This is a genomic window from Microcoleus sp. B5-D4, assembly GCF_036705145.1.
Taxonomy (GTDB): domain Bacteria; phylum Cyanobacteriota; class Cyanobacteriia; order Cyanobacteriales; family Microcoleaceae; genus Microcoleus.
Window position 1 is genome coordinate 50,274 of record NZ_JAUBTV010000026.1, and the last position, 25,059, is coordinate 75,332.

Genomic DNA, 25,059 nt, shown 5'->3' on the forward strand with positions numbered 1-25,059 from the left:
TAGCCTGTGCAGATCTCCATCTGATCCTGAATTATCCATTTTCTGCCTGACTTCTCATCAACTTTTGCACGCTGGCTAAAGCCCGATTTAATTCATAACTTTTTCTTTCTGAATTATCCAAAAAAGCCTGCTGTTCTTCTTCAATCATTAACACATCCTGCCGCACCAAACCATCTAATAACTTTTGAGCCGCACCGAAACAACTATCTTTGATAAACTTGCGAAACCAAACAGGCAATTTGTGCAGCCGCCAAAACGCATTTAATGAGGTAAAATGAATTAAATAAGCGCGAGTTGCTGTCTCGCTCACCGGACAAACCAAGCAGTAAATCTTAAAGTCGCTCCCCAAAGTTGAAACCCAATGCGGGTAAACATAGCTCACCTCCAGCGGTTCCGGGTGCAGTCGGCGCAAAGATTTAAAAAATAACTGAGAAATTGACCAAATTTTATCTATTTTGTAATAACTTTGGGCCTGATAGCGAGCAGTTACTTGATGCTCGTTTTCTTCTAAACTATCTAAGACTGGATTGGCCCAAGCTTGCCAATCATCGTGCAAGTGCCCGTGGTACATATCCATCAAGTTTTCAATTAAAAATGAATAGTGTGCCTGACAGTCGATGACTGAAACAGTGGCAATATAATTGAGATGTTCCCACTCTGGCACATCCAGTAAATTAGTTTTTTCGGCTTGGGTTTCGTCGCCGGGAAACAGCCAGATAAAACCGTTTTTTTCCTGGACTGGATAGGAGCGAATTTTGCAGTTAGGTAGCTTTTGATTTTCTGCTAAATAATCGACTTCGGCGCATTCTCCCCTTGCATTTAACCGCCATCCGTGGTAAGCACATTCGATTAAATCGCCTTTAACTTGACCGTGGCTGAGTTTAACTTGTCGGTGTGGACATCTATCTTCTAAAGCGTTGATTCTGCCTGCACTGTCGCGGAAAAGTACGATCGCCCGATTCCAGATTTTCGCAGCGACGGGCCCAGTTTCCACCTCGGTACTGCGGGCGATCGCATACCAGCGATCGAGATTAATGCCCAACTGGCGGATGTGAGTTTTTTGTCCCCTTGCAGATTCCGATTTTATCGCGTTGTTTTGCATTACAAATGTTCCCAAATTACGCCCATAAAACAACCCAATTTTACAAAATAACAGCCCGGAAAGCAACGACCGTAAATTTTTCTAAATCTCCGTTCTGACAAATACCTATCGCTAGCTAAATGCTTCAACCACCCAGGCGACAATCGAAATTTTAATAATCTTAAAGCATTGCGAAATCCGTAGGTGGAACAGTCGGGTCTAAAATCTCTCGCAGCACCTAATATGTAGCCTATTGTAGCAGGTGTTTCGACTTCCGAAATATTATCTAAAAAAACGATTTTTCCGTGGGGCTTTAACATTTTTTTGATTGCATCGAGGGCGGCGGGGAGGTTGGGCAGGTGGTGAAAAGTAGCAGCACTAACTATTAAATCAAATTGGCGATCGAGCGCTAATTGACTGGCATCCATTTGGATGTATTCGATATTGGGGGCTGAGCGTTTTTGACTGGCGATCGCCAGCATTTTTGTTGACAAATCGACGGCGACAACATTATCGTAATACTGGGCTAATTCAAAAGCAAGAATTCCAGAACCGCAGCCAATATCTAATGCTGCACCTTTGCTGGCCGATAGGTTGTTAGTAAAGAAATCGTTCTGGTTTTGCAACGAGGCCACGAAATCGTATTCTGTTGCAAAAGCATCAAAAGTTACAGATTTATTGCGAATTTTGCAGTTACTATTTAGCATTTATTATTGCTTTATACTCATTCAATAATATTTTAACCGCATATCCACCCCGCTTAACGCAGATATTTTTTTGGTTCGCAAGCTCTGCCTTTTCCCCTCAGCGAAACCACCCCCGCAAACCGTAACTAATCTTAAAAAAAGAATGCAACTGTAGGAAACCTCTAAACCCTTATTGGATCAGTCATTCCCATTTCTTCAAATCTAAAATCTAAAATCTAAAATCTAAAATGGTAGGGCTGGGGGCGGGTTTCACCGAGGATACCAGCCGATGATTGACGATTTATAAAGCCCGCCCCACTGCAAACCTTAGATTTTTAACACGCCTTCGGGATTCACCGTCAAGAGCGATCGCCTCTGCAAACCCTCTTGATATAAAATAGCATTAGCTGCCAACAAACCGCTGCTCACTGCCCTTTCCATTAAACCGCACGGAAACGGCATTTTCACCCAATCTCCCGCAAACAAAAGATTAGGTACAGCGCAGCAAGTCTCCGGGCGTTCCGCATAACTACCTGGCGGATAGCCAGAGAAATTCTTTTGATTTACCAATTCCCGGTGCAGCATATTTGCCTCTTTTAATTCCGGTACAATTTCGTACAATTCTTGCTCAAAAGTCGCCAGCAAAACTTCCTGATTCGGAAATTCTTTCTCCTTGTAACAATAAGCGTGCAGTTCCACAACACTACCGCCAGTTTTCTGATTCCACTCGATGAACTGATCCTGAATTCGGTGGTAAAGCGTAATGCTGTCAGTCAGTTTGTAGCCGGAAAGCGAACTGAAATTGCTGTGTTCCCACGGAAATTCGCGATCGAACCAAAAACGGCCCACCGCAAACGGATCTGCTATTTTTAAGCTCTCTATCCGGCTCTGCACCTGCGGATTTACCTCACCGCTGGCCAAACTAAACAAATGCTGCATCCCCGGAACATCTGCCGCAAAAACATAGTAATCAGCCTTCAATGTTTCCGCCAAATTTTGCGGCTGCGATTGCTTAACCGCTGCTACTAACTGTATTTCATCTGCTTTTTCATCTACTACCTTAAATCGAGGTAAATCCCGCTGAGCAGGCCCGCTCACAACTCGCCCTTCGGCATCAAAAACTGCCCCGTGACAAGGACAGTGAAATTGACCGTCGTTTTGTTTCTGAACTGTGCAGCCTTGGTGAGTGCAGCTCAGAGAAATTGCCTCTTTTCCCGACGGCGCGGCGGCAAATACGCTGTCCCCAGCGCCGAAATATTCGGTAGAGTTGCTGTCAGTTAACAGCCTGTTTCGCTTCACCCAAAAAGGTATTTTACTTTGCACGTCTCCTGACTGATAACTCAGAGAATCAATCTTGCCGTTTTCCCAGCGTATTTCACTGACTGCGACATCTGTCAATACTTTGCCGCCTTTGCTTTCAATGGCTCTGGCAATAGGCTGCACCAAACTCGTGCCCATATCTTGCCGCGTACCGTTGAATGCCAAACCCTCTGGATTTCCGAAAAAGTAAAAGTGGAAAAATTGCATTAATTCTCCCGCGCTCAATTCGTCTGGAGCGTTGAGGCTGGATTTGGCAAAAGGCAGAAAATACAAGTCATAAAGCCCGCGCGGAAATTCACCTTTTACCCAGTCGGCTACTGATATATTGTCGAGGCGAGCAAAACTTTTTTGAGTTTGAAAACCGCCGATTTCTCGAAATACTTGCCAGTGAGCGGGTTTTGTAAGATTGATTCCCCACTTGAGCCGATTGGGAGAAGATATCCCCAAGTCAACTATATTCCAGGGAAAAGCTGAATGGTTGGGACGGAAAACTTCGGGTTTGTATTTGCCGTCTCGAAACACAACGGCGTAGGATTCTAAAGATACAAAGTTATCGGTAATTTCTAGTTCTTCGACAACACTTTTGAGGTTGTAGTATTGCGGAAAAAAACCGTGGAAACCGTGTTCCATCATAAAAGTTTCGTTCCCGACTTGTATCGGCCAGCTAGCAATTTTGCCGCCGAGTTGGGGCGATTTGTCGAGCAATGTTACGGCGAAACCTCGCTGGGATAGCTCGTAAGCACAGGCGAGCCCTGCCAAGCCTGCCCCCACAACTGCAACGGTTTTGCGGTTATTCAGCATTCGCGGCAAGTCAAGAGAATCTTGCACAAAAACGGCGGGCTCTGGCTTGGAAAATCGAGAGTAGCCCAGCAGCCCGCCTGCGGCACCGACTCCGAGGAATTTGAGGGCGGTTCTTCGAGAAACTGGTTGGGATAGCGGTGAATTGGTTGATTGACTCATCAGCGGTACGCGGTAACGGGCTTTAAACACAAATACGCCATAAGGCATATATCATAGACCGAAATCAGGATATGTGAAGAAATACTAAGACACATCCCCCAATCGGATCGCGATCCTGCAACGAGTGCTTCGCTAACGCACCGTGCCAAGTTCGATCGCACACAATGTATAGCAGAAGGAAGAAGGCTTCAGTTATCTAGGAGAGAAGCAAGAATCAACAAGGAAAAAGCGATCGCCCGCATAGAGTAAAATTTTCTAAATAATTAAGTGTTTTTATTTATGTTGATCAACTCTTGGCAACCGCCGCCAATGATTCTAAAAAACTAGGAGGTTTTCGGCAAAATCTTAGGCCAAAGGCAGTCTCGACGAATTGTAATAAATAACCGCGTAGATATCCGATGCCAAACAATTAATCAGTCGAGCTTTAAGTAAGTTGGCGCGAAAAAACCTAACTATTTTAAAATAAGTAAATACAGAGAATATATCTACTCAGGTAACTCAATATATCGGCGATCGATGCAGGGTATTCCTCACTTAATACCAAGGCAAAACTCGATTCAACCTGAGAAGTGCGGATGTGCCGCAAAAATTCAAAGACGCCCGTATAGCTAATGCCGGTTAAACTCACATCTTGCACCATTCTTAAGAACGGGCTCTCCGGCCCGTTCCACAAAAGATGAATTTTTTGTGGAACAGGCCGGAAAGCCTGTTCATAAAAGGATTATTGAAAATGGTGCAACATCTCAGTTTTTTGCGTAAGTCCTGTTTATGCAAAACCCCTGCATAATTTACAAACTTTTACATAAATCGCGAATTTCTTGGCGTGGGGCCTCTGTTGCTGCTGGTATCCACACCCTACGGTAGATATTTGGGGTTGGTCTTGAATGCTATAATCGGCCGGCGATCGCCAGCACAGTCAAAATTCCCAGCCACATCCAAACTTTTGCCAACTGCTGCCACCAACGGCGCCATTAACCGCCCCAAAATCATGCACTACCAATCTCAGCAGCAACGCCAAAAACACACGACTCAGAAAAAAATTAAAAAAGCTATTTTTTACTGTTTGACAGCAATATTTTTCTGCTGGAGTACCGCGAACCTCGCTACAATTGCCCAAAACACAGACCAGGGCGGGCTTAACGGGCAAGAAATGAGAAATTTGCTCGATCGGGGAAACCTCACCGAAGCCGTAACCAGAATCGAAGAAAGCTGGGAAGAAGACTATCAAACATACTTTGAACAAGACTTTGAAACCCGTGCGAAAACGGCCGAAGCAATATCAAAAACTCTCTCCCGTCTAGCAGTTCAAACCAAGAAAAAACCAGCTTTAATTTACGCTATCCCCCGCACCGACCAACTAGAATTAATCTTAATATTACCCGATCGCCCGCCCATTCTCCGCAGTGTCCCGGAAGCCAAACAAGAGAAACTGCTCTCAGTAGTCCAAGAATTAGGTAGCGAAATCACCAACCCCGTAAAACTAAACACCACCACCTATCTAGAACCAGCCCAACAACTCTACAAATGGATAGTTGCACCCCTAGAAACTGATTTGCAAACAGCAAAAATTGAAACCTTGCTGTTCTGTGTCGGCCAAGGTTTGCGAACCGTACCCTTAGCAGCAATGCACGACGGAAAGCAATTTCTGATCCAAAAATACAGCCTCGCCCGCATCCCCGCCTTCAAACTCACAGACAGCAATTACACCGACATCAGAAACGTGCAAGTCCTAGCAATGGGAGCATCTGATTTCGCAGAAACGGCGAACAAAGAACCGCTGCCAGCAGTGCCCTTAGAACTAGGCGCGATCGCCCGACAGTGGCCCGGTCAATCCTTTCTCAACCAAGACTTCACCATAGTAAACTTGCAATCCCAGCGACTGCAACAAAAATACGGAATCATCCACCTCGCCACCCACGCCGAATTCCGCCCCGGAACCCCAAATAACTCCTACATTCAATTTTGGGACACCCAACTCGGCCTCGATCAAATGAGAGATTTAAAATGGAACAATCCGCCTCTTGAACTGTTAGTATTAAGCGCCTGTAGAACCGCCTTGGGAGACAAAGAAGCAGAACTCGGATTTGCCGGCTTAGCGCTGCAATCAGGAGCAAAATCAGCCCTCGCCAGCCTGTGGTACGTCAGCGATGCGGGGACTCTCGCCTTGATGACAGAGTTTTACCAGCAGTTAAAAATCCGCAGGCCAAACGACCCTCCAATCATTAAAGCTGAAGCTCTCAGGCAAGCACAAATTGCCGCGATCGAAGGCAAAGTGACGATCGAAGGCGGTCAACTGCGAAGTGCGCGAGGCGACACTCCCTTGCCCCCGTCCATCCCCAAACTCGACAGCAAAGATTTATCCCATCCGTATTATTGGGCAGCATTCAGCATTATCGGCAGTCCTTGGTAAGTTATATCAATTCCGGCGGCTGCGCCGGAATGATCAGCGAGGACACGGCAGTGCCGTTTCCCTACGCCAGATTTATTGTAGGGACTTAGGCACTCGCCGTATCCTGATTTCGGGTGATATTAATTCCGATGCAACCGGAATTGATATAAGTCCCGACTTAGATGCGCCTGGACTTATCGCCTATGAGGCCCGCCCAATTTCGACTAGGCTTTGCGCGACGATCGGCGAATCAGGACACTTATCACTTGTCCCGGCTGTGCGCCTCGCTGTGGCGGACTCCAATCGCCAACAGCCGCAAATCCCAGCCGATATAAGGTGTGGATGGTTTCTAACACGGCCTTGCGGGAACCTAAAACCGTGATTTGCACGACTTCTTGTTCGGATGCTGCTGAGTCGGAATTTGGACGCTCGGACAAGTTATCGTCAGGCAAGAATTCCTGTGACATAATATGGTCTCCTGGTTTTTGGTTTTTTTCTAGAAAAACCAAAAAACCCAGCCGCCCCGCACGGTAACGCAAGCAGGGCGGCTACAGAGAATGCTACGATTCTCAACTAGCCTCCATACTGGTGTACTCAGTTTGGCGGTTAGCTGTCCATTGCTGCTGGTAACAGCTTTGGGCAGTGCAACTAGATTTTCGGGCGACGCGGGCTGCTTCCTCTGCAAGCAAAGCAACCTTAATTTCACAGCGTAGCCGCTTTGGGGGGCAGCCGTCAATCGATATGAGATTTTTGATGTGAGATGCTACCAGATGTTTGGTAAGTTGATCGCTGACAGGGAGACGATCGCACTGCGCGATAATTGTACGTAATATCCGTAGGGAAACGACGTTGCCTTGTCCGGTGCAAGGCTGTACCGACGATCGCAAGGAAGACTTTACGGGAGCGCGCAAGCAGGGCTCTTGACCGAGACAGATGATAGGCTATACAACATAAAGTAATTTAATATCTGTAGCTGTCGCTCAATAAACCACCAACTTGCGATCGAGCGGGAGCCTTCAAGGGGAAACAACAATGAAAAAATTAGAATTTTTGCTACAGAAAGAGGGCGATCGCGCCTGGTTGCCCCTAGAAACCTCCGACGTGGAAATTCTAGAAGGTAAATACCGCGTGGTTGCTCGTATTCAGCACCCCAACACCGACATCGAAATTCGCGTTACCCATACCTCCTTCGACCAAGGGGCGCAGCGGAAAGTCCAAAGCCGATCGGCCCGCACCAACCCCGAAGGATTAGTCGTGATCATTCCCTACACCAGGCTCAAACCCGGACTGTGGGAACTCTCCTGCTTGCCAGATCCCAAATCAACACCACTAAAACCTTGGCAGTACGGCGTTCAGTTGGAAGTATTGCCCGCAGAATCGGAAACCTCCGAACCCCTACCGCCGATCGACCAAATCGAACCCGCCGCTTCCCCCTCAGCCCCACAAATAGCAGCACCGGTCGATCGCCCAGCCCCACAAATCGCTTCCCCGGTCGATCGCCCCGCACCAACCCAAATCCCAGCAGCCGCTGAGGCACCGCAGCAAACCAAAATCTACCAATTCCCAATTCCCCAAACCCCCGAACCAAAACCGGGCGTCCAACTCGAACTCCTCCTCGATCGAGAAACCTTCGTCACCCAACTCGGTCGCCCCTTAATCATTTCCGGCAAAATCGACATTCCCCAACACCCCCAACAAAGCAGAAAAACAGCAACTCTCATCCCCGACTCCGAAGCACTCGAACTCAAACAACTCATCGGTTCCGCACAACTGCAAATTTACCTGCGTGACCCCCAAACCTCAAAAATTCTCGCAGAAATCCAGCAGCCGATGCCAGAACAAGTTCCCCCCTGCATCTTTGCCTGCGTCACCTACATCCCAACCGAGTGCAAAAGCCGCCTAATTTTAGGAGAAGCAATTCTCAGCAGCGGCGGCGTCACCCTAGCCACCAAACTATTCACAATTACAGCCCGTTTAGAGCACCTTCTAGAGGAAATTAAAGACAATTTCATCGAAGAAAAGCATCAAGCCGAACTCTCCCCAACAGCCTCAAAACAGCCTGGAAACGCCAAAAATCTATCCTTCCTCAAGCTAGTAGAAAAATCCTTAGACCCTCCCTCCCCCGCTGAAGCCCCAAGCAAGGAAGCCCTACCCCCTCTACTGGCTTCGCGTCACACCCCAAGTGCAGGCGGCCTAGAATTGCCCGCATTCGGTAACAAACTGCCCGACAGCAGCCGATCGCAATTGCTGTCGGAAATCTCCGATTCGCCTCAAACTGCCCCAGAGTCGATCGACCCACCAACCAAAGCCTCAGACATCTCAAATCCCACTCAAACAGCCGAAATCGGAGCGATCGACCAAAAACCCGAAAACAGCCCTGAATTAAAAACAACAGCCCCAGAAACCCCGCCAGCACCCACAAAACAGGCATTTCAAACCTTAAACGTCGAAAGTCGATTTTGGTCGCGACTGAGTTCCCTAGCCAGCAACGGCGAATCCCCCGACTGGCTCAAAGCAACCACCCTGTCACCAAATCCAACAGCCGCCGCAAATAGCAGCGACGAAATTGCCGTTGTGGAAGAAGAAAGCAGCCCAACCCAGCAGCAACCCGAAACCAGCGAAACAAATTCCGATCCCAAATCCACTAGCCCAGAAGCCAGAGAATTTGTCGTTTTTGACGAGCCCCCGCAACCGAAACAAGTTGCTCAAAAAACCGCAACTGTCGCAGCAGAAGTAAATCCCCCGACTCCCTACGTTTTGCCAGAAGACGAGTTAGTACCGATGCCGATTTTGGAATTGCCGCGGGCCGAAATCATCGCGGGCCAGGCTGTAAAAGTGCAAGTGCAACTTCCCGAATTAATGCCCCGGATTTATGTGAAAGTTTGGGTGTACGATCGACAAACCTACCTGATTCTCGACGGCCCGCGCTGGATTACCGAATTTAAAGCTAACGGGTTTGGAAATGTTCGAGCAAGTGTCGAGTTAGAGATTCCCTACGGCTGCATGGAAGTCGAATTTGAGGCGATCGCCGTCGAAATGCAAACTCAGCGGGAAAGCCACAAAATAAGCGTTCACCGCCAAGTTTTACCTCCAGCCGGGCCAACTTTACCCCTCGAAGGGTAAGCCCAAATCCGCCTGCATCCCCGTTCATCCGCTGACATCTGCGGTTAAAAAATCCTACTTACTTGCCAGCCAACTGCCGAAACTTCTTCTTAAACTTATTCTTATACACGTAGATCGATCGCTGTAAATCCTCAACTTGCAGCGACATCTCGGCAGCCACACCCGTGCGGTTCCAAACATCTTCCTGACACTTGCGGCGACAAAAATTCATTGGTTCCGAGTAAACTTTCCCACTAGATAAACTTGGCTTCGGCCCGCACCAGTGAATCACAGTCGCCTGAGTACGATCGCCCGCAGGCCCGCTTGACTCAACCGGAAACCGCTTTCTCAACAAATCCTGGTCAAAATCCGGCACCAACAACTGCATATCCACATTCTGCACCCGCAGCCGCTTTTCTTGCGCCGCCCGGAAAATCATAAAGTTCAAAAACCCCATTTCTCCGTACTTAAATATCCCCGGATTTGCCGCTGTAAAATCTAAAATTTCCACGTATTCTTCCAAGCTAAAAACGCCGCGTTTAGCAAAGAAAGTACCCGTGCAGAAATAGTTCGATCGCGATTCCGACCAACGAAAATTCGGGAAATGCTTCTCAACGCCCGGAATGTCAAAGAAAAATTCCGAAACATCCGCATCCGGGTAATCGTAACAAGGCTTGTCTACAATAAAATCAAACTCTTGAAAATTAGCCAACTTAAGAACATCGCCCCAGACGATCGTATCGGCATCCAAAACCATAAAATTTGACCAAGGACTTTCCCAGAAAGCAATCATTTTAGTTTTGCCCCAACCAAAACTTCTTTTCCTGAGAACCTCTTCAGAAACAGTTGTGCGATTTATAACTCGCACCCCATAGGATTTTTCCAAAGCACTCACAGAAAAGGTACCGTCAATCAACAGACAAATCGGCACATCTCCCAGGAAATAGCGGATGCTAGCACAGCAACCCTTAGCAAACAGATAATCTTGGTCGCAGCAGGCAATAATAATACCAAAATCTTCCATAAACCCTCACTGTTTTACTAATACCAGTTATCCAAAATAATGCAAGTCTAGGCCCGTGTTTCCAACTTGTATGTCCTCAGTTATTCCCAATTCTTTAATCGACAATCGAAAAGCGAAAATGGTATAACTGGCTCACCCCCAGCGTTTGGGTTCTTTGTTCTGACAGCAGCTCTATTTTCGACTTTTGCATTTTCGCCAGCTTAGCACTAAACTCCTGCGATCGTCCGTAGGCAAAAACATCGTTAAAACCGCTAGGAATCTTGGGCATAGTTGTTCTCTCAAGCAAGTGAGCTTTCCCTGCGCCAACAGCGGGTTAAGCACCAGCAGTTGCCGTCGCACTCAAACAACAAAAAAGTTGTGTTAAAATAGCGGGAAATTAAACCCGCCGAGGGTTAGTCTCAAAAATGGCGATCGTCCTGGCAAGTCCCGACAGCAGCGGGCATCGAAAAACCAAAATTGTTCAAGCCTGAACTTTGGGTGGGATCGGGTAAATCTACCAGCCTTTAGGTCTCAGTTCCCCACTCATGGCGGGAAAATAGCCCCGGCCGGGTCGCGAGGTTTAAAGTTAGGTTAAAAAGCTTGACATTAGAGGATATAAAGCTGTATAAGGGATGCGACAAGCAGCCACAATCCTACCTATAACGGTCTGTTAAGTCTGGCGTAACCGAGGACTCTCGGCAGTTGTCAGTTAGAGGCAGATTGTGGTCGAACCCGTAGAACCATTTGTCGATCGCCCGCAGAGCAACTCAAGCAAGTCGGGCGATCAAGAGATGAAATTAGCAGGTGATGGTATAATCAACCGTAAGGTAATGTGGGCTTGACCTGAATTGATGCCTGGGCGGTATAAGGGGTGGGCCCCCTACGTTCAAGCAGAAGTAGACACGCCTACTGTGAATCAACAGTGAATCAACAGTTATGGATAGGTTCTATCTTGGCAGTTATTGTCAACAGGCAAGCAACCACAAAAATTAGCAGTTGGGAATTGCTGCTCGTCGAGTTGAATAGAGTGTGAAGGTGTGAGGAAAATGAACAGAACTTTTTGGAATTTACTGCTAGTATCCCCGGCAATTCTGGGGCTATCATCAGTCATGAGTGCCACTGCGATCGCCGCAGAAGTGACCGCAACCGCTGAAGCCAACCAGCTAGCTACAGCTCAGTCATCTAAGTCAAAAATTGCAGAAATAGTTGGAGAAATAGTTGCAGAACCAGTTGCAGCAGCCCCTGCTGCCCCAGAAAAGCTGGCTTTAAACAACAGCGTAGAAGCGGCCCAAACCCCGGTCGTTAACGAAGCAGACGCTGAAAAACTCGCCTCAATCGAACCACAAACCAGCGAAGCAGCAGCGGCAACACAGCCAACAACACTGCAAACAACAGGGAGCGACCTCGAGTTAGCAGCCCCAATCGCTCCGGTCAGCGCCCCAGCAGTGACTGAACCCCTAGCAGCAGCAGGCACAGCCGAACCCTCGCCCCAAGCATCCGACTTGGCCGAGCAAATCAGCCAGACAGAAGCCCCTGGGAAAATTGAAGTGCCAGCAGTCGCCAGCACCCCAGCTACTACCCCAGCTACTACCCCAGCTACTAAGGTAGAAATTGCTCAGACACCAGCCGCCGGAATGGGCGGCCCCATCGTCCCTGTTGCTCCCCAAGCGCTGCCTGCCCAACCGTCGGGAACCATGTCCCAGGTGACATCAGTCACTCAGCTATCCGACGTGCGGCCGACAGATTGGGCGTTCCAAGCCCTGCAATCCCTAGTCGAACGCTACAGTTGTATCGTAGGTTATCCCGACGGCACCTACCGGGGCAACCGCGCCCTGACTCGCTACGAATTTGCAGCCGGCGTCAACGCTTGCTTAGACAGCATAACCCAACTAATTGGGTCAACAGGTAACTTGGTTACCCGAGACGACTTAGCCATCCTGCAACGCCTGCAAGAAGAATTTGCAGCCGAACTCGCTACCCTGCGCGGACGAGTAGACGGTCTAGAAGCTCGCACCGCAGAACTCGAAGCCAACCAGTTCTCCACCACGACCAAATTGGCAGGAGAAGCTATTTTTGCCGTCAGCGACACCTTCGGAGATGGTGTCGGCCTTGACGACGACAAAACCTCTACCAACTTCGGCTACCGGGTGCGCTTGAACTTCAACACCAGCTTCACCGGTCGAGACTTGCTCAGAACCCGCTTGCAAGCAGTCAACACCGCCCGCTACGATAGAGCCACCGCTACCGGTACCAACATGGCTCGCTTGGCCTTTGACGGCGATGATGGCAGCCAATTCACACTAGACGAACTGTACTATCGGTTCCCGGTCGGTCGCGCTACAGTCTTTGTCGGTCCTAAAGGACTTGACCTAGATGAAATTGCAGACCAGGCTTCTACCTTTGGTAACTCTACGAGTAGCGGTTCACTTTCCAGATTTGGAGTTCGTAACCCGGCCGTATTCCGCGGCCCGCAGGGAGCAGGCGCAAGTGTAAGTTTCAACTTGGGCAGCCTCCGAGCTACCGCAGGCTATCTCGCCGGCGACGGCGATGCTCCCAACCCAGCAGACGGCAGGGGCGTTTTCGACGGTTCTTTCAGCGCTCTGGGTCAGATCGGCTTTTTTAGCAGACCGTTTGACTTGGGCTTGACTTACACTCGGAAATACAATCGGGCAGGCGATGTTAGCCTCATGGGCGGCGTCGGCAGTGCCTTGGCTAACCGGCCCTTCGATCAATCACCCACGGCATCAGATAACTTTGGCGTGCAAGTTAACTTCAAACCCAGCAGTCGCTTTCAGATTGGCGGTTGGTACGGTTATACGAAGGCTGAACAACTGCGGGGCGGCAACAATGACGCTACCATCCAGAATGGTGCTATCACTGTGGCCCTGGGAGATTTTGCCCGACAAGGCAACGTCCTCGGTTTTGTCTTCGGTGTACCGCCAAAAGTTACTGAGAGTGATGTCGCCAGAAATCGCAACACCTCTTATCACTTAGAGGGTTTCTATCGCTTCCAAGTCAATGACTTTATCTCAGTGACACCGGGCGTTTACGTGATTATGAATCCCGAACACAACAAAAACAACGACGATATCTGGGTCGGACTCCTCCGTACTACCTTTAGTTTCTAAGGTTTCCAGACATCTAGTTAAAGCTAAAAGCGGCAGGCGACTGCCGCTTTTATTTATTGGTCATCAGGCGATTTTAGATTTTAGATTTTAGATTTTAGATTGTCAACAGTCAACAGTCATGAGTCATGAGTCATTAGTCATTAGTCATTAGTCATGAGTCATTAGTCAACAGTCAACAGCCAACAGCCAACAGTCAACAGTCAACAGTCAACAGTTCACAAACTATGAATTTTGGCGACAAATTCCGAATACGGAGGTGTAGCCGTGCAGAAATGTGCTACCGCCGACGGGGCCGATTTCGCCGTTGCAGAAAAAGCCACTCAGGGGAATGTTTTTGAGGTATCGGCCAAACAGTCGGGAGTCAAAGTTCGATTCGCCGTAAAGCCCTTCACCGCGCCCCAGACAAGAGAACATCAAGGCACCGGCGCTGGATGTACCACTGTACTCGGCGGCCCGCTGATAGCGATCGAGCAGCATTTCTAGGTCTTCTGCAGAGGTGCGCGCGTCCCGCAGGTGAAATTGGATGCGCTGTCCGGGACGGACTCGATCGCCGATCGCAATTGCTCCCACTTTCGGATCTACTCCCAATAGATTGCGGATTAAAAAATCTCCCGGCTCTAATGTCAGCTTGAATTCATCGCTGACTAAGCCTACAAATAACGAGTGCTGAGCTAATTCTCGGTCTTCTTCGCTCAAAGTTTGAACTAACTCTCGCAGGGCCTCTAAGGGCGATCGCTCGATGCCCGCGCTGCCCGTATCGTCGGTTTGTTCTTCGAGTTTCAGCAAAATATTCCGCTCTCCTTCCGTCACCCGATAAGGATGCCCGATCGGCCTGCAGCCTTGAGCTACGATCGTTTCCAAAACTATATTGCCGCTCAAAGCTACCCCAACCGTCCCTTCTCGGTAAAGCTGATAGTCGCAAAACAGCGCCGCGCCCCTGCCCGCACCATCCCCCCCGGCGAGTCCCCCTACCTTCGCCGCGCCGGGATACGCATAATCTAGCCCTTGTAGCAAATCGTTAATTTTTGCGGAAAAGGGGTCTGCCAAGATGATGAACTGCGGTTCTTCCTGGGCCGGCACGCCCAAGAGATCCACCCAAGTATCCGGGGGACTATCTAAGTCCGGCAGTTCTTCTGCACCGACGTGAAAAGTTCTGACATTCACTCCCGGTAAGCGCGCCAGACTCAGGCTGACTGCGGGAGATCCCTCGACTTCTTCGGTGAGGCCGCCCCGATTCGTGCCGATGACTCCTCCCCCGCCGCAGCCCAGGATCGCGGGTACTGGCAGCAGTTCTCGGAGTAAAGGCATCAGCCGAGAATACTCGCTGGCAAAGGCAGATGAGATAAATATCAGCGCTAAATCAGCCGGGCCTTCTAGGTCGCGATCGGCTTGTTCTATAACTTCTTTGAGGGCGGATTCCAAAGAGGGACGGGTTGATAAAGCGCTGACCCATTGCATTTGGTTTTGGGTGTACATAAGGCAAACTTCTCTATAAAACTATCTCTATACATTAGGCTAACCGGAACTGGCCACTGGGGGGACGCTATTCTTGGGCGATCGATTCCCCATCGATTGCCGTTCTTGTGTTAACATAAGTTAACATGAGTGTCCCATTAATCTGTTTAGTGTTAAATGCCGTATTCAGCTAAATCTTAAAAGATAAAGCTCAATACAGTTTGACACACCAACCTCGTGTAATGTTTTCATCAAAAGTAAGGTCAGCTTGACCTACATTGATGCCTGTGCACTAGAACCCGCCTACGGGCTAGTGAAACAGGAAGTAGAGACGGCTGCTGCGATCGCAGTTATGGATGGTTTCTCTCTGGGCTGCTGCAACAGCAGCGCATCTCAAGCTATTATTAGCTGGGGTCGCCAGACAGAAACAGCAAATCCCACCCAAACTAACATCCAAAAAGAAAACCTTTCTTACTTAATAAGGTCAACGATCCAGGTCTAAAGACACGCTCGCTTCGAGCCTAAGACTTAAACCACAGTTGACCCGCCGTATACTTTAGAAGTCTACGTTTTTTGAGTTATGACACCAAGCGGCTGCTTAGCTAGTCCCTTGCTCTGTCGTTAACGGTTAAACATCTTTATTTGGGTTAAGGACGTGCCGTTAGCCGAACAAGCTCACTAAACAAAGGCCCGTGCTAACATTACCTAGAAATAGGTCGGGGACAACCATATTCTCCTACACTTTCCTACCAACAAGTTTTATGACAACAACACCCTCCGTCAACATCCAAGAGAAAATTGAAGAAGAACTAGAAAGCGCTCGTACCGTCTGTGACCTCAAGGGCGCAACTTCCGGGGAATGCGCGGCGGCGTGGGACGCAGTTGAAGAACTGCAAGCAGAAGCTTCCCACCAAAAGCAAGTCAAACCTAAGAATTCCTTTGAAAAATTTTGCGACGACAATCCTGACGCTGCTGAGTGCCGCATCTACGAGGAATAAACGAGCCATTTAGCTCTATGCCTTCCCTCCCGCGCCGAAATCTAACTTTTGGCGCGGGAGAATTTTATTTTAGAGGTTGAGCCTTGAAATAATGGCGAGATTGGCCCTCTATCCCAATACGGTTAAAATCAGGCAGCTTCTCCCCACTCCCCGAACCAAGGGGGACAATAATTTGCTGTGGCGCGCCTTGGTTAGGGGGATGGGAAGGCGAGATTTGAGGAATAAACAGTTTTAACCCAGCATATTGCCGTCTATCGTGTCTCAAGTAGCCTTCAAAGCGCGCCAAGTACCTTAGAAAATGTAGCAGTAACTAAAACATTAAGACCCTGTTCTGGTTGCTGATTTTTTAGCATTTTTGTAGTAAAATTTGTGACAAATAAGTGAGTATATTTTCCCAAAGATGTTGAGTCTTTTATTGGCAGCCACCGGGCCTTGGTTTCAACCGCTAGTCTGGATGGATTATCGGTTGTCTGTGTTATTAACAATTTCGATCCCGCTGGTAGTGCTGATTTGGGCTGTTGTGGCAAAAGCTGAGGCGATCGTCCGTTTGTCGATTATTTATTGGCGGGTGGCGAGTTTGCTGGCAATTACACTTTACCTGATGATGGCTGCGCTGCCTGTGAGCTTTGTATCGTCGGTGATTGGGAGGGCATTAATTCCTGCTAGTCTGTGGTTTTGGGAGGATTTAAACGAAGAAATTGCCGATCGACCGCAGTCGCCCCTGAAACTGGCTTTTACAGCTTGGCGGTGGGCAATTACTGTTTACAGCGGTTTGGGCGCACTAGCTCAACTTCCCTTCTTAAGCTGTGCCTTTAAATCTCAAATTGAGATAATTGACGAACCTTTTTGCCGCGTTTGGTTAGATCCACCTTGGCTGTACAAACAAATGTTTCACCCTACGGCAAACCCTCAATTTTTGGGATTGTTGGGTCTGATAGGTTTAGCAATCTATGTAATTTACTTGTCATATTTTGTGCTAATTAGACTCGGAAAACAGGGGAGGTCAGCTACCGGAAATTAAGTTTAGTTTAAGTTAGTATTTCCCTCCTAAATGGCAGCTAAAGTATTCCACAAAAAGCTCATAAATCCCAAATAAAAACCGCCGGATCTAGAACCAAATCAAACTAACAGCAGGGTGGCTGACGTGACCCGCCCAAAAACGGATACAAGCCGTGGACTCCAGTCGTGGATATCTAACAATTTTAGACTAAGGTTCAAGCTTCCAGATTCATCTGTGGAGTAAATCTAAAATCTAAAATCTAAAATCTAAAATCGACTGACAGTAATGTTATTGGGAAAGACTGTGATGGATAGCAAACAAGCCTACTTACAGTGCTTAGACAGGCTGATTTGGGCGATCGATCGCCTGGAAGCAAAAGTCGAACCAAGTGAACTCGCTCGGATTGCCGAACTCATTGTTCAGCCGATGATGGGGCCCTGGCGGTTTTTTCACACTCCCGAACATATTTTTGATGTGGGGGGAGATGAAGACGCGATCGAGGTTTTGGCAGCTTTATTTCACGATACCGTCTACCTGCAAGTCGATCGCAGCATTAACTTTAACGTCAGCTACTACATCACTCCTGTTGCAAAAGAGGTTAACCAACAACTACAAATTCGAGATCAATCTGAACTGCCAGCGGATGCTATCTTCGAGATGGTAATGCTGGTATTCAATTTTGAACCGGGCGAAGTCCTCAATCCTTTCGCCGGACAAAACGAATTTCTCAGCGCTGTGGTAGCAGCAAAATCTCTAGAACCATTTCTCAAACGCGAGCAATTGCTTCAAATTGCAGGCTGCATTGAAGCAACCATTCCTTTTCGCCTCGCCGATTCGGGAGTAACGGTAAGCCAGCGCCTTTATGAGCGCTTGCAAGCAATAAATAGCCTGTTTAACCTCAGTTTAACGGACGAGGAAATACGGGAAACGGTCAAAAAAGCTGTGCGAATCTCTAACCGGGATGTGATGAGTTTTGCTCACCATAGTTCAGCCCATTTTTTGGCAAATACCTGGAATTTACTGCCGGAAACCAATCACAATCTCATCTGCTGGGGTTTTTACACGGTTCGCGACTACCGAGTTGCTTTGGTGAAGATGGAAGGTTTTCTGAATTATCTCAAGCCAGAAATAATTTTCCGACAGTTTGAGGGATATCCAGACGATCGCACCTATCAGCGGTGGGAAACTACTGCTAAGTACAATCTCGAAATTGCGAAGCTTTATTTGGGGTGCAAACTGTCTGCCCTAGCCCTGCTAGAAGCTCTTTCTTCGGATTTGGGGATTGAGGTTTCTCTGGCGATGATGATGGGAGGAATTCCGGCTCAAGTTCCTAACTGCGTGCGCCTGGAAAGCTTTTTTCCAGAAATAGAGAAACCTTATAAACCTAAAATTAGTTTAGAAGCGGAAGTATTGAATTTATTAGAAAATGGGCGGGCTAAAAGCACTTCTAATACCGATTTGGAGAGTTCGCCCCTGACAACGTTTGTGGTAAAAATTGTTGGCTTTGACGAAATGCGCTATCAGTGCGATCGAGCTAAGGAATTTTTTCGAGAAAATCTCAACGCCGACGAGTTTATTTCCGACTTTAACCCGATAGTTACAGAAATTGTCATTGATTCAATTCTCAAGTTGTTTGACAGCCGGAAGTCTACTATCTACCGATACTACGATATCACTTCTAAGTTAAAGTCGCAACCCCAAACCAATTTTCCCGATCGCCCTTTTCGCTCAAATGGTTAACTAGCTTTAAATACAGTATTTTTTCCTCCTCTATAGAAAAGACCCTTACTCAGCTTATACAACAGTGGAGCGATTACACCGTGACAGGATTGATTGCCTAGCTTTCCCTACGTCAATCTGCCTATCCGTCCCGACACCAACAGCCCTACAGGTATGGTGTGGGGCTTGCGGCAAAGATGCTAAAAGTTAATAAAAAATGGAAATTCGCTGCTGTTTGCCTTTGACAATTAATTTGTACAAAACGGATTTGATAGCTGCCTGTCACTCATCTGAGCTACCTCAAATAAGCGTCACTATAAAAAGCGACTGTTAAAGCACTTCCCCCCACAGCTACAACTGGGGAATAGCAAGTTCAAACGACTTGCAAACCACTAATCCCCAATCAAACCATGCAAACCACAAATTCAATTTACGCTCAATTACCTCTTTGCTCTTCACTGCCCACACTGAAACGAAATAATAGCACCACTGCCAATCAAAACGTCCGCTATCTCCAACAATCCTTAGTTGAAAACGGATATCCCGTCGCAACTGATGGATTCTTCGGCCCAAAAACCGAACAAGCAGTCATCAGATTTCAAAAGGAAAATCAGATTGGTGTTGATGGCATTGTCGGCCCTCAAACTTGGAGTCTATTAGGCGCTTGTTATACAGGTGAACCTGGATGTTAAATCCAAGTTAACTAATCCTAGGCGCACGGGTAGCAAGAAACTGGGTTTTTTCACAGCAATACTTCCTTTACGCCCCCAGAAACGCTAAAAAATCTGGTGGTTGAGCGAAGCTCAAACCTTGTTTGTGCCCGTCAAAAGTGCATCCAGGACTATTAATTAACATCTTTCCCGCACTTCTCTGCTTTCAAACCACTTGCAAACAACCAATGGAGAATCAAACCATGCAAACCACAAACGCCATTCGCACTGAATTACCTTCCTGCCGTTATTTTCCCCTACTCAAACGCAACGATGGTGTCACCCAAAATGAGGACGTTCGCTACCTTCAGCGACTCTTGAACACCAAGGGATTTTCTTTAAATACTGATGGAGGATTCGGCCCGAAAACCGAACAAGCAGTCATCAATTTTCAAAAGCAACAACAAATCGTTGCTGATGGCATTGTCGGCCCTAAAACTTGGAATAAATTGGGAGTTTGTACAACTATATTTTAAAGTTTGTGCAAGCATCTTTTAAAGAGAGTAGGGCGTGCAGTGTGCGCCCTATTTCTCCGTCGAAGTTTCCACGCCGGACCACCCCTCCGGGGCTCCGTACATTCGATACTTGCGAGCTCGTTTGAAATACAGCATTGCTACCCGATCGTCTGGATTGATTTGTAAAATATTCTGAAATACTTTTTGGGCGGCAACAAATTTTTGCTCGTAGTAAAAATTGAGAGCTTCTTGAAAAACTTCCGCAGTTTGCTGCTTGAGTACAATGCTCTGCTCTGGTTCTGTATCGTAAATTTCAAACACCGACACAGCATTTGTCTTTCCTTTCACCGTTACTCGATCGACAAATCTGTACTTATATTTTTCTGGATCGTCTAGGCGATCGATAATTGCACCGCTAACTAGAATGCCCGCGCCGTAAACCTTTGTCAATCCTTCCAAACGAGACGCGAGATTCACTGCATCAGCAATCACCGTACTTTCCATCCGTTCTCGCTCGCCAATCGTACCCAACATCAAATTGCCCGCGTGCAAACCAACGCCGATCGCGATCGGAAACAAGCCATTTTTTTCTCGCTGCTGGTTGTAGATATTCACTTCTTTCTGCATATCAATTGCTGCTCGTACACCATCATCAGGAGATGTAGGAAACAGTGCCATGACTGCATCACCAATGTATTTGTCAATAAACCCGTTGTTTTTCCTGATTGCAGGGCTAACCTTTCCCAAATAAGTATTAATAAATGCAAAATTTTCAGGCGGTGTCATATTTTCGGAAAGCGCCGTAAACGAGCGAATATCCGCAAACAGCACTGTCATATCTCTTTCCTGATTGTCGCCTAATTTTACTTCAATAATACTCGGCTTTTCCAGCAAGTTTAGAAAATCGTGTGGCACAAACCTGCCGTAGGCTGCATTCAGTTTGGCTAGGCGAATTTGCGTGTTAATTCTCGCCAACAATTCCTTTTTTATAAAAGGTTTAGTTACATAATCATTTGCTTCTAAGTTAAAAGCTTCTACCAAGTCAGTAGTTTGATTTTTAGCCGTCAGCATCAGAATCGGCATTTCTAAAGGCGAGTATTTTTTGCGAACTTCTCGACACACTTCATAACCCGTCATCTGCGGCATCATTACATCGAGTAAAATTAAGTCTGGCTTAAATCCTGATTCCATCAGGTTTAAAGCTTCTAAGCCGTTGCTCGCTTGAGTAATCTTGTAGTTTTCTACAGAAAGACTGTTGATGATGACATGAATATTAATCGGCTCATCATCAACTACCAAAATTTTTAATTTTTCACTTTCTAGCAAGTCGCTATTGTCTGATAGCTGAGAATTTATTATAGAGGATTTGCCCGCAAATGCAGGATTAATTAAAATGGGAGAACCCTCGGTTAAACGCGGATGTATGCTACTAAATTCCGGCTGACTCTCAGATACGGGCAAAGTAAAGGTGAATTGGGAACCGACGCCAACAGTTGAAGATACCGAAATTTTACCTCCGTGCAATTCCACTAATTGCTTGGCAACAGTTAACCCTAAACCAGTGCCGCCATATTCTCTAGCAGTGGAACCGTCAGCTTGTTCAAAGGATTCAAAAATTCGCTCTAATTTATCTTCGGGGATGCCAATACCGGTGTCAGATACATTAATGGCTAATTGGGAATTAAGGGGTGATTGTGCGTTGCCCGTTACTAATTCTGCGGAAATTTCTACTCGACCACTTTCGGTAAATTTAATCGCATTGCCGATTAAGTTGTAAAGTATTTGCTGCAAGCGATTCTCGTCGGCTGCTATTGGCGGCAATTCAGGAGCAACTGAGTTAATCAACTGCAAGTTTTTTTTGCCTACTAATGGCTGAGACAAAGTGATAATTACAGAGACTATTTCTCGAATCCCGACGGACTTAATTTGTAGTTCTATTGTTTTGTGTTTGAGCTGCGAAAAATCCAGAAGATCGTTAATTAAAGAAGACAATCTTTTGCCAGATGATGAAATCAAAGCTAAGTTAAAATTTGTGGATTCTGGCAGTTGTCCGGTAGCACCGTCTATTAAAGATTCTGCAATCCCAATAATGCCGTTGAGGGGAGTGCGGAGTTCGTGGGAAGTATTGGCTAAGAATTCGTCTTTCAGTTTGTCGAGTCGCTGCAATTCGGTATTTTTAGTTTCTAAGGCAGTAAAAGATGTTTGCAGTTGTGCTGCCATGCTGTTAAAAGCAGCGGCAAGTACGCCCAACTCGTCGGAGCGATCGAGCTTTACAGTTTGGTCAAATTCTCCTTCAGATAAAGCTATTGCTGCATTTTTTAATTTTATAAGAGGTTTGATAATCCAGCGAGAAGTGAGAATTCCTAACACACTTGCCATGCCCAAAGCTGCCAAACATAGCAACACTGTAGTTCGGTTGCCGGCATGGATTTGTTGCATAAAGTCGGCTTCTGGAACGACGACGACAATCAACAAATCTAAACCCTTGTCATCTTGGAATGGCAGGACTTTTAAAAATTGCTGCTTCCCGTTTATCTCAAAATTGAGTTGTTCCGATTTGGTAATTTGGTGCAAGTTTTGAAAGTGATTTTCTAAATATTTAGCTGTAGTTTGCGTTACTGCATCGCTGCTTTCTGTAACTTTAAACAGTTCTTTTTGACCGTTTTGGGTGCGGAAAGGTTTTTCGGGTGTGGAAGTTGCCAGCAGCGTGCCGTTCCTTTCAATAATAAAAGTTTGACCGGATTTACCTATTTTGAGGCTGTTTAAAAATTGACCGATACTGTCGAGACGCAACGCAGCAATTAATACTCCTTCTAGCTGTTTCTGGCTGTTGTAAACTGGTTGCAGCGCGCTGAGAATCAATGTGGGTTCTAGGAAGGATATATAAACTGAACTCCAAGTTGGTTTGATTGCTAGAGCAGCATAGGCGTAGGAAGGGTGCTGCCGGATGTCGAAGTTTTTGACCGAGGCGGCTACTGTGGTGCGATCGCCCCTATCATTAGTATTGTAAGAATAAAAATCAAAATTTGTAGATGGGCCCGATGCGTTAATCAATAAAGTGCCGTTAGACATCTTTTCGCCAGTGCGATATTCTCCATCTGAATTAGCGATCGATGTAAAATTGATATAAGGATATAATTGCACTTGCCGCCACAGATATTTTTCCCAAGCTGACAAGTCTTTCATGTTCACAAAACCCAGTTTCACTGCATCCAGCTTGCTTTGATTGATTTGGTGCGGAGTTTCCAGATAAGTTCTCAAATTTTGCTCAATGCGATTGCTCACCTCCCCCATCAATTGAGCCGCAAGGTCATTCACTGCTCTTTGAGAGTTCCTAAATGATAAATATCCCACAATACCCACCGCTGCAAATACTTGCAAGACAAACGGAACTATGAGTACGGTTCGCAGGGTAACTTTTCTTGAAAGTTTAGCAGTTAAACGGTTGAGAGAAAGATTTGACATAGCAGTAATTTAGCTTAAAATTATTAGTTTATGTTCGGTTCAAAGCTCCACCAGTCTTAATAGTTGTAAACACTTTTGACAGAGAATTGCTGAACAAAATGAGATAAATTGAGCTGGGAGACCAGAAAACGGGCTTTCCAGGTATCTTGGACAATTCTAGCCTTGGCAGTTCAACATTTCCCTAAACCGATTCAAATAGAGATGAGTAGCAGATAAATGTGCGGCCGGCTACAATAAAAATGTTATGTTGGGTTTCAGTTTCATACATTTCAAGCACCGACACCGCAGATTTTTTACTTTTTACCATGATGAGATTGACAAATCGGTACATATTTTGTTTTTCGATAGAGCCGAGAAGCAATTATTGTTTAATTAATGCTAATGACAATGGAAACGCTGTTTTGTATCGAGTGTAAAGTAAGAGTACAATTTTCTGAAAAGCTCCTTGTCGTTGGATAGGTTAAAAAAGGTCGATTAAAGATAAATAATTGGCTAAATACTTGGCTAGCAGTCTCTGAAAGTGGCTACTAAATCAAGGTATATTATATCTCACATCTGGCACAATTTTATTGTGGGCAGTTACTCCTAGACCGGGCGAAAGGTTAAATTTTAATCCTCACCAACTTATCTATTATGGCTGACTCTATTGCTCGTCGCTTGGAACAATACACGGTAAAACGATCGCACGAAGTTTTAATCGTCAAGGCCGAAATTGACGGCGAATTCGATGAAATTGCTATTTTTAAAGGCTTTTCTAGCTCTCTGACGCGATCGACCGCTTTCGATCCAGAGGTTCCTGTTTTGCCGGAGGAAGCAAAAATCATCAGTATCGATCGGCTCCAGAGTCCCTACAATCCAAATAACCCCCGCTATCTTCAGCAGGGGTTATCTTGGGAAACAATGCAATCTCTATTGTCCGAGGCGGGAGTTTAGCAAAACATTAGGGACACAACGCGAGAAAAACAGTAGGGACACAACAATGTTGTGTCCCTACTACAAAAGCCGTGTTCCTATCCTTAGCGCTAGAGCGTGCCGCCGGCAGCTTGGAAACGAGCTCTCGCGCGTTTGATTGCTTGCTTAGCTTGAATTTGCTCTTGCAAAGTGCCGCTAGTAGCCTTTTCCAAACGAGCTTCTGCCTCGGTGTAAGCAGTACGAGCAGCTTCTTTATCAATGGTTTCGCCTTTTTCAGCGCCGTTGACAAGAATAGTAACTTTGTTTTCTTGGATTTCTGCAAAGCCACCCATCAGAGCAATAGACACCCATTCCTTGCCGGGACGGACGCGCATCACTCCGGTATCCAAAGCTGTCAACATTGGAGCGTGACCGCTCAAGATACCCAGTTGGCCTGTGGTGCTCGGCAGAATTACTTCTTCAGCATTAGAATCCCAAACAGTTTTGTCGGGGGCCACTACGCGCACAGTTAATGTCATAAATTGTCCTTAGTCATTAGTCATTAGTCAGCAGTCAGCAGTCATTAGTAATTAGTCATTAGTCAGCCGTCGGCCATCATCAGTCACTTAGTTGTTAACAGTTAACAGTTAACAACTAATGACCAATGACTAATGACCAATGACTAATGACCAATGAC

21 protein-coding genes are annotated in these 25,059 nt (G+C 46.7%); 10 read left to right on the forward strand and 11 right to left on the reverse strand.

All coding sequences use genetic code 11. The features are described from left to right. Positions 1-31: 31 nt before the first annotated feature. The 4 genes from QUB10_RS14660 to QUB10_RS14675 form a co-directional block, all read right to left on the reverse strand. Complete coding sequence (locus QUB10_RS14660; RefSeq protein WP_333203166.1) at positions 32-1,102, reverse strand: aromatic ring-hydroxylating dioxygenase subunit alpha; 1,071 nt, start codon at positions 1,100-1,102, stop codon at positions 32-34. Beyond that, positions 1,102-1,788, reverse strand: a complete 687-nt coding sequence (locus tag QUB10_RS14665; protein ID WP_333203168.1) for a methyltransferase domain-containing protein — start codon at positions 1,786-1,788, stop codon at positions 1,102-1,104. The genes QUB10_RS14660 and QUB10_RS14665 overlap by 1 nt, the downstream gene beginning before the upstream one ends. Positions 1,789-2,094: 306 nt before the next feature. Next, on the reverse strand, positions 2,095-4,047 hold the full coding sequence (locus tag QUB10_RS14670; protein ID WP_333203207.1) for an FAD-dependent oxidoreductase: 1,953 nt from the start codon (positions 4,045-4,047) through the stop codon (positions 2,095-2,097). A gap of 457 nt (positions 4,048-4,504) precedes the next feature. Then, on the reverse strand, positions 4,505-4,687 hold the full coding sequence (locus QUB10_RS14675; RefSeq protein WP_333203170.1) for a hypothetical protein: 183 nt from the start codon (positions 4,685-4,687) through the stop codon (positions 4,505-4,507). Positions 4,688-4,885: 198 nt separating this feature from the next. Here QUB10_RS14675 and QUB10_RS14680 point away from each other — a divergent pair, with 198 nt between their 5' ends. Further along, positions 4,886-6,457: a CHAT domain-containing protein gene (locus QUB10_RS14680; protein ID WP_445300767.1), complete on the forward strand. Its 1,572-nt coding sequence runs from the start codon at positions 4,886-4,888 to the stop codon at positions 6,455-6,457. Positions 6,458-6,660: 203 nt separating this feature from the next. On the opposite strand, the gene QUB10_RS14685 is transcribed toward QUB10_RS14680, so the two are convergent. Together QUB10_RS14685 and QUB10_RS14690 are read right to left on the reverse strand one after the other, a co-directional pair. Beyond that, on the reverse strand, positions 6,661-6,903 hold the full coding sequence (locus QUB10_RS14685) for a hypothetical protein (protein WP_333145118.1): 243 nt from the start codon (positions 6,901-6,903) through the stop codon (positions 6,661-6,663). 102 nt (positions 6,904-7,005) lie between these two features. Further along, positions 7,006-7,347 (reverse strand): hypothetical protein, encoded by a 342-nt coding sequence (locus QUB10_RS14690; protein ID WP_333145119.1) that lies wholly within the window; start codon positions 7,345-7,347, stop codon positions 7,006-7,008. A 121-nt stretch (positions 7,348-7,468) separates the two neighbouring features. Here QUB10_RS14690 and QUB10_RS14695 point away from each other — a divergent pair, with 121 nt between their 5' ends. Next, positions 7,469-9,559, forward strand: a complete 2,091-nt coding sequence (locus QUB10_RS14695; protein ID WP_333203174.1) for a hypothetical protein — start codon at positions 7,469-7,471, stop codon at positions 9,557-9,559. 58 nt (positions 9,560-9,617) lie between these two features. Here QUB10_RS14695 and QUB10_RS14700 read toward each other — a convergent pair whose 3' ends face one another. Continuing rightward, entirely contained in the window at positions 9,618-10,562 is a 945-nt protein-coding gene (locus tag QUB10_RS14700; RefSeq protein ID WP_333203176.1) for a hypothetical protein, read from the reverse strand. A 94-nt stretch (positions 10,563-10,656) separates the two neighbouring features. Further along, positions 10,657-10,830: a hypothetical protein gene (locus tag QUB10_RS14705; protein ID WP_333203178.1), complete on the reverse strand. Its 174-nt coding sequence runs from the start codon at positions 10,828-10,830 to the stop codon at positions 10,657-10,659. 757 nt (positions 10,831-11,587) lie between these two features. On the opposite strand from QUB10_RS14705, the gene QUB10_RS14710 reads away from it, so the two are divergent. Next, positions 11,588-13,669 (forward strand): iron uptake porin, encoded by a 2,082-nt coding sequence (locus QUB10_RS14710; protein WP_333203180.1) that lies wholly within the window; start codon positions 11,588-11,590, stop codon positions 13,667-13,669. Between the two features lie 222 nt (positions 13,670-13,891). On the opposite strand, the gene QUB10_RS14715 is transcribed toward QUB10_RS14710, so the two are convergent. Beyond that, on the reverse strand, positions 13,892-15,145 hold the full coding sequence (locus QUB10_RS14715) for an FIST N-terminal domain-containing protein (RefSeq protein WP_333063501.1): 1,254 nt from the start codon (positions 15,143-15,145) through the stop codon (positions 13,892-13,894). A gap of 247 nt (positions 15,146-15,392) precedes the next feature. Between QUB10_RS14715 and QUB10_RS14720 the strand changes: the two genes are divergently transcribed. The 6 genes from QUB10_RS14720 (at position 15,393) to QUB10_RS14745 (ending at position 20,027) form a co-directional block, all read left to right on the forward strand. Continuing rightward, positions 15,393-15,626, forward strand: a complete 234-nt coding sequence (locus QUB10_RS14720) for a hypothetical protein (RefSeq protein WP_333203182.1) — start codon at positions 15,393-15,395, stop codon at positions 15,624-15,626. A gap of 259 nt (positions 15,627-15,885) precedes the next feature. Further along, on the forward strand, positions 15,886-16,122 hold the full coding sequence (locus QUB10_RS14725) for a Calvin cycle protein CP12 (protein ID WP_333057930.1): 237 nt from the start codon (positions 15,886-15,888) through the stop codon (positions 16,120-16,122). Positions 16,123-16,522: 400 nt separating this feature from the next. Continuing rightward, a complete protein-coding gene (locus tag QUB10_RS14730; protein WP_333203184.1) occupies positions 16,523-17,143 on the forward strand; it encodes a DUF3177 family protein in 621 nt (206 codons plus the stop codon). 264 nt (positions 17,144-17,407) lie between these two features. Continuing rightward, positions 17,408-18,862 carry a hypothetical protein gene (locus QUB10_RS14735; protein WP_333203186.1) on the forward strand — a complete coding sequence of 485 codons (1,455 nt, stop codon included), beginning with the start codon at positions 17,408-17,410 and terminating at the stop codon, positions 18,860-18,862. Positions 18,863-19,251: 389 nt separating this feature from the next. Further along, on the forward strand, positions 19,252-19,533 hold the full coding sequence (locus QUB10_RS14740; protein ID WP_333203188.1) for a peptidoglycan-binding domain-containing protein: 282 nt from the start codon (positions 19,252-19,254) through the stop codon (positions 19,531-19,533). 221 nt (positions 19,534-19,754) lie between these two features. Continuing rightward, entirely contained in the window at positions 19,755-20,027 is a 273-nt protein-coding gene (locus QUB10_RS14745; protein WP_333203190.1) for a peptidoglycan-binding domain-containing protein, read from the forward strand. 48 nt (positions 20,028-20,075) lie between these two features. Here the strand turns inward: QUB10_RS14745 and QUB10_RS14750 are convergent, their stop codons facing one another. After that, the gene (locus tag QUB10_RS14750) at positions 20,076-23,471 is read right to left on the reverse strand and encodes an ATP-binding protein (RefSeq protein ID WP_333203192.1); all 3,396 of its coding nucleotides are present in this window, start codon (positions 23,469-23,471) and stop codon (positions 20,076-20,078) included. 633 nt (positions 23,472-24,104) lie between these two features. Between QUB10_RS14750 and QUB10_RS14755 the strand changes: the two genes are divergently transcribed. Then, positions 24,105-24,404 carry a DUF7734 family protein gene (locus QUB10_RS14755; RefSeq protein ID WP_333203194.1) on the forward strand — a complete coding sequence of 100 codons (300 nt, stop codon included), beginning with the start codon at positions 24,105-24,107 and terminating at the stop codon, positions 24,402-24,404. Positions 24,405-24,493: 89 nt separating this feature from the next. Here QUB10_RS14755 and atpC read toward each other — a convergent pair whose 3' ends face one another. Further along, positions 24,494-24,901 carry an ATP synthase F1 subunit epsilon gene (atpC, locus tag QUB10_RS14760; RefSeq protein WP_006635885.1) on the reverse strand — a complete coding sequence of 136 codons (408 nt, stop codon included), beginning with the start codon at positions 24,899-24,901 and terminating at the stop codon, positions 24,494-24,496. Positions 24,902-25,059: the final 158 nt, after the last annotated feature.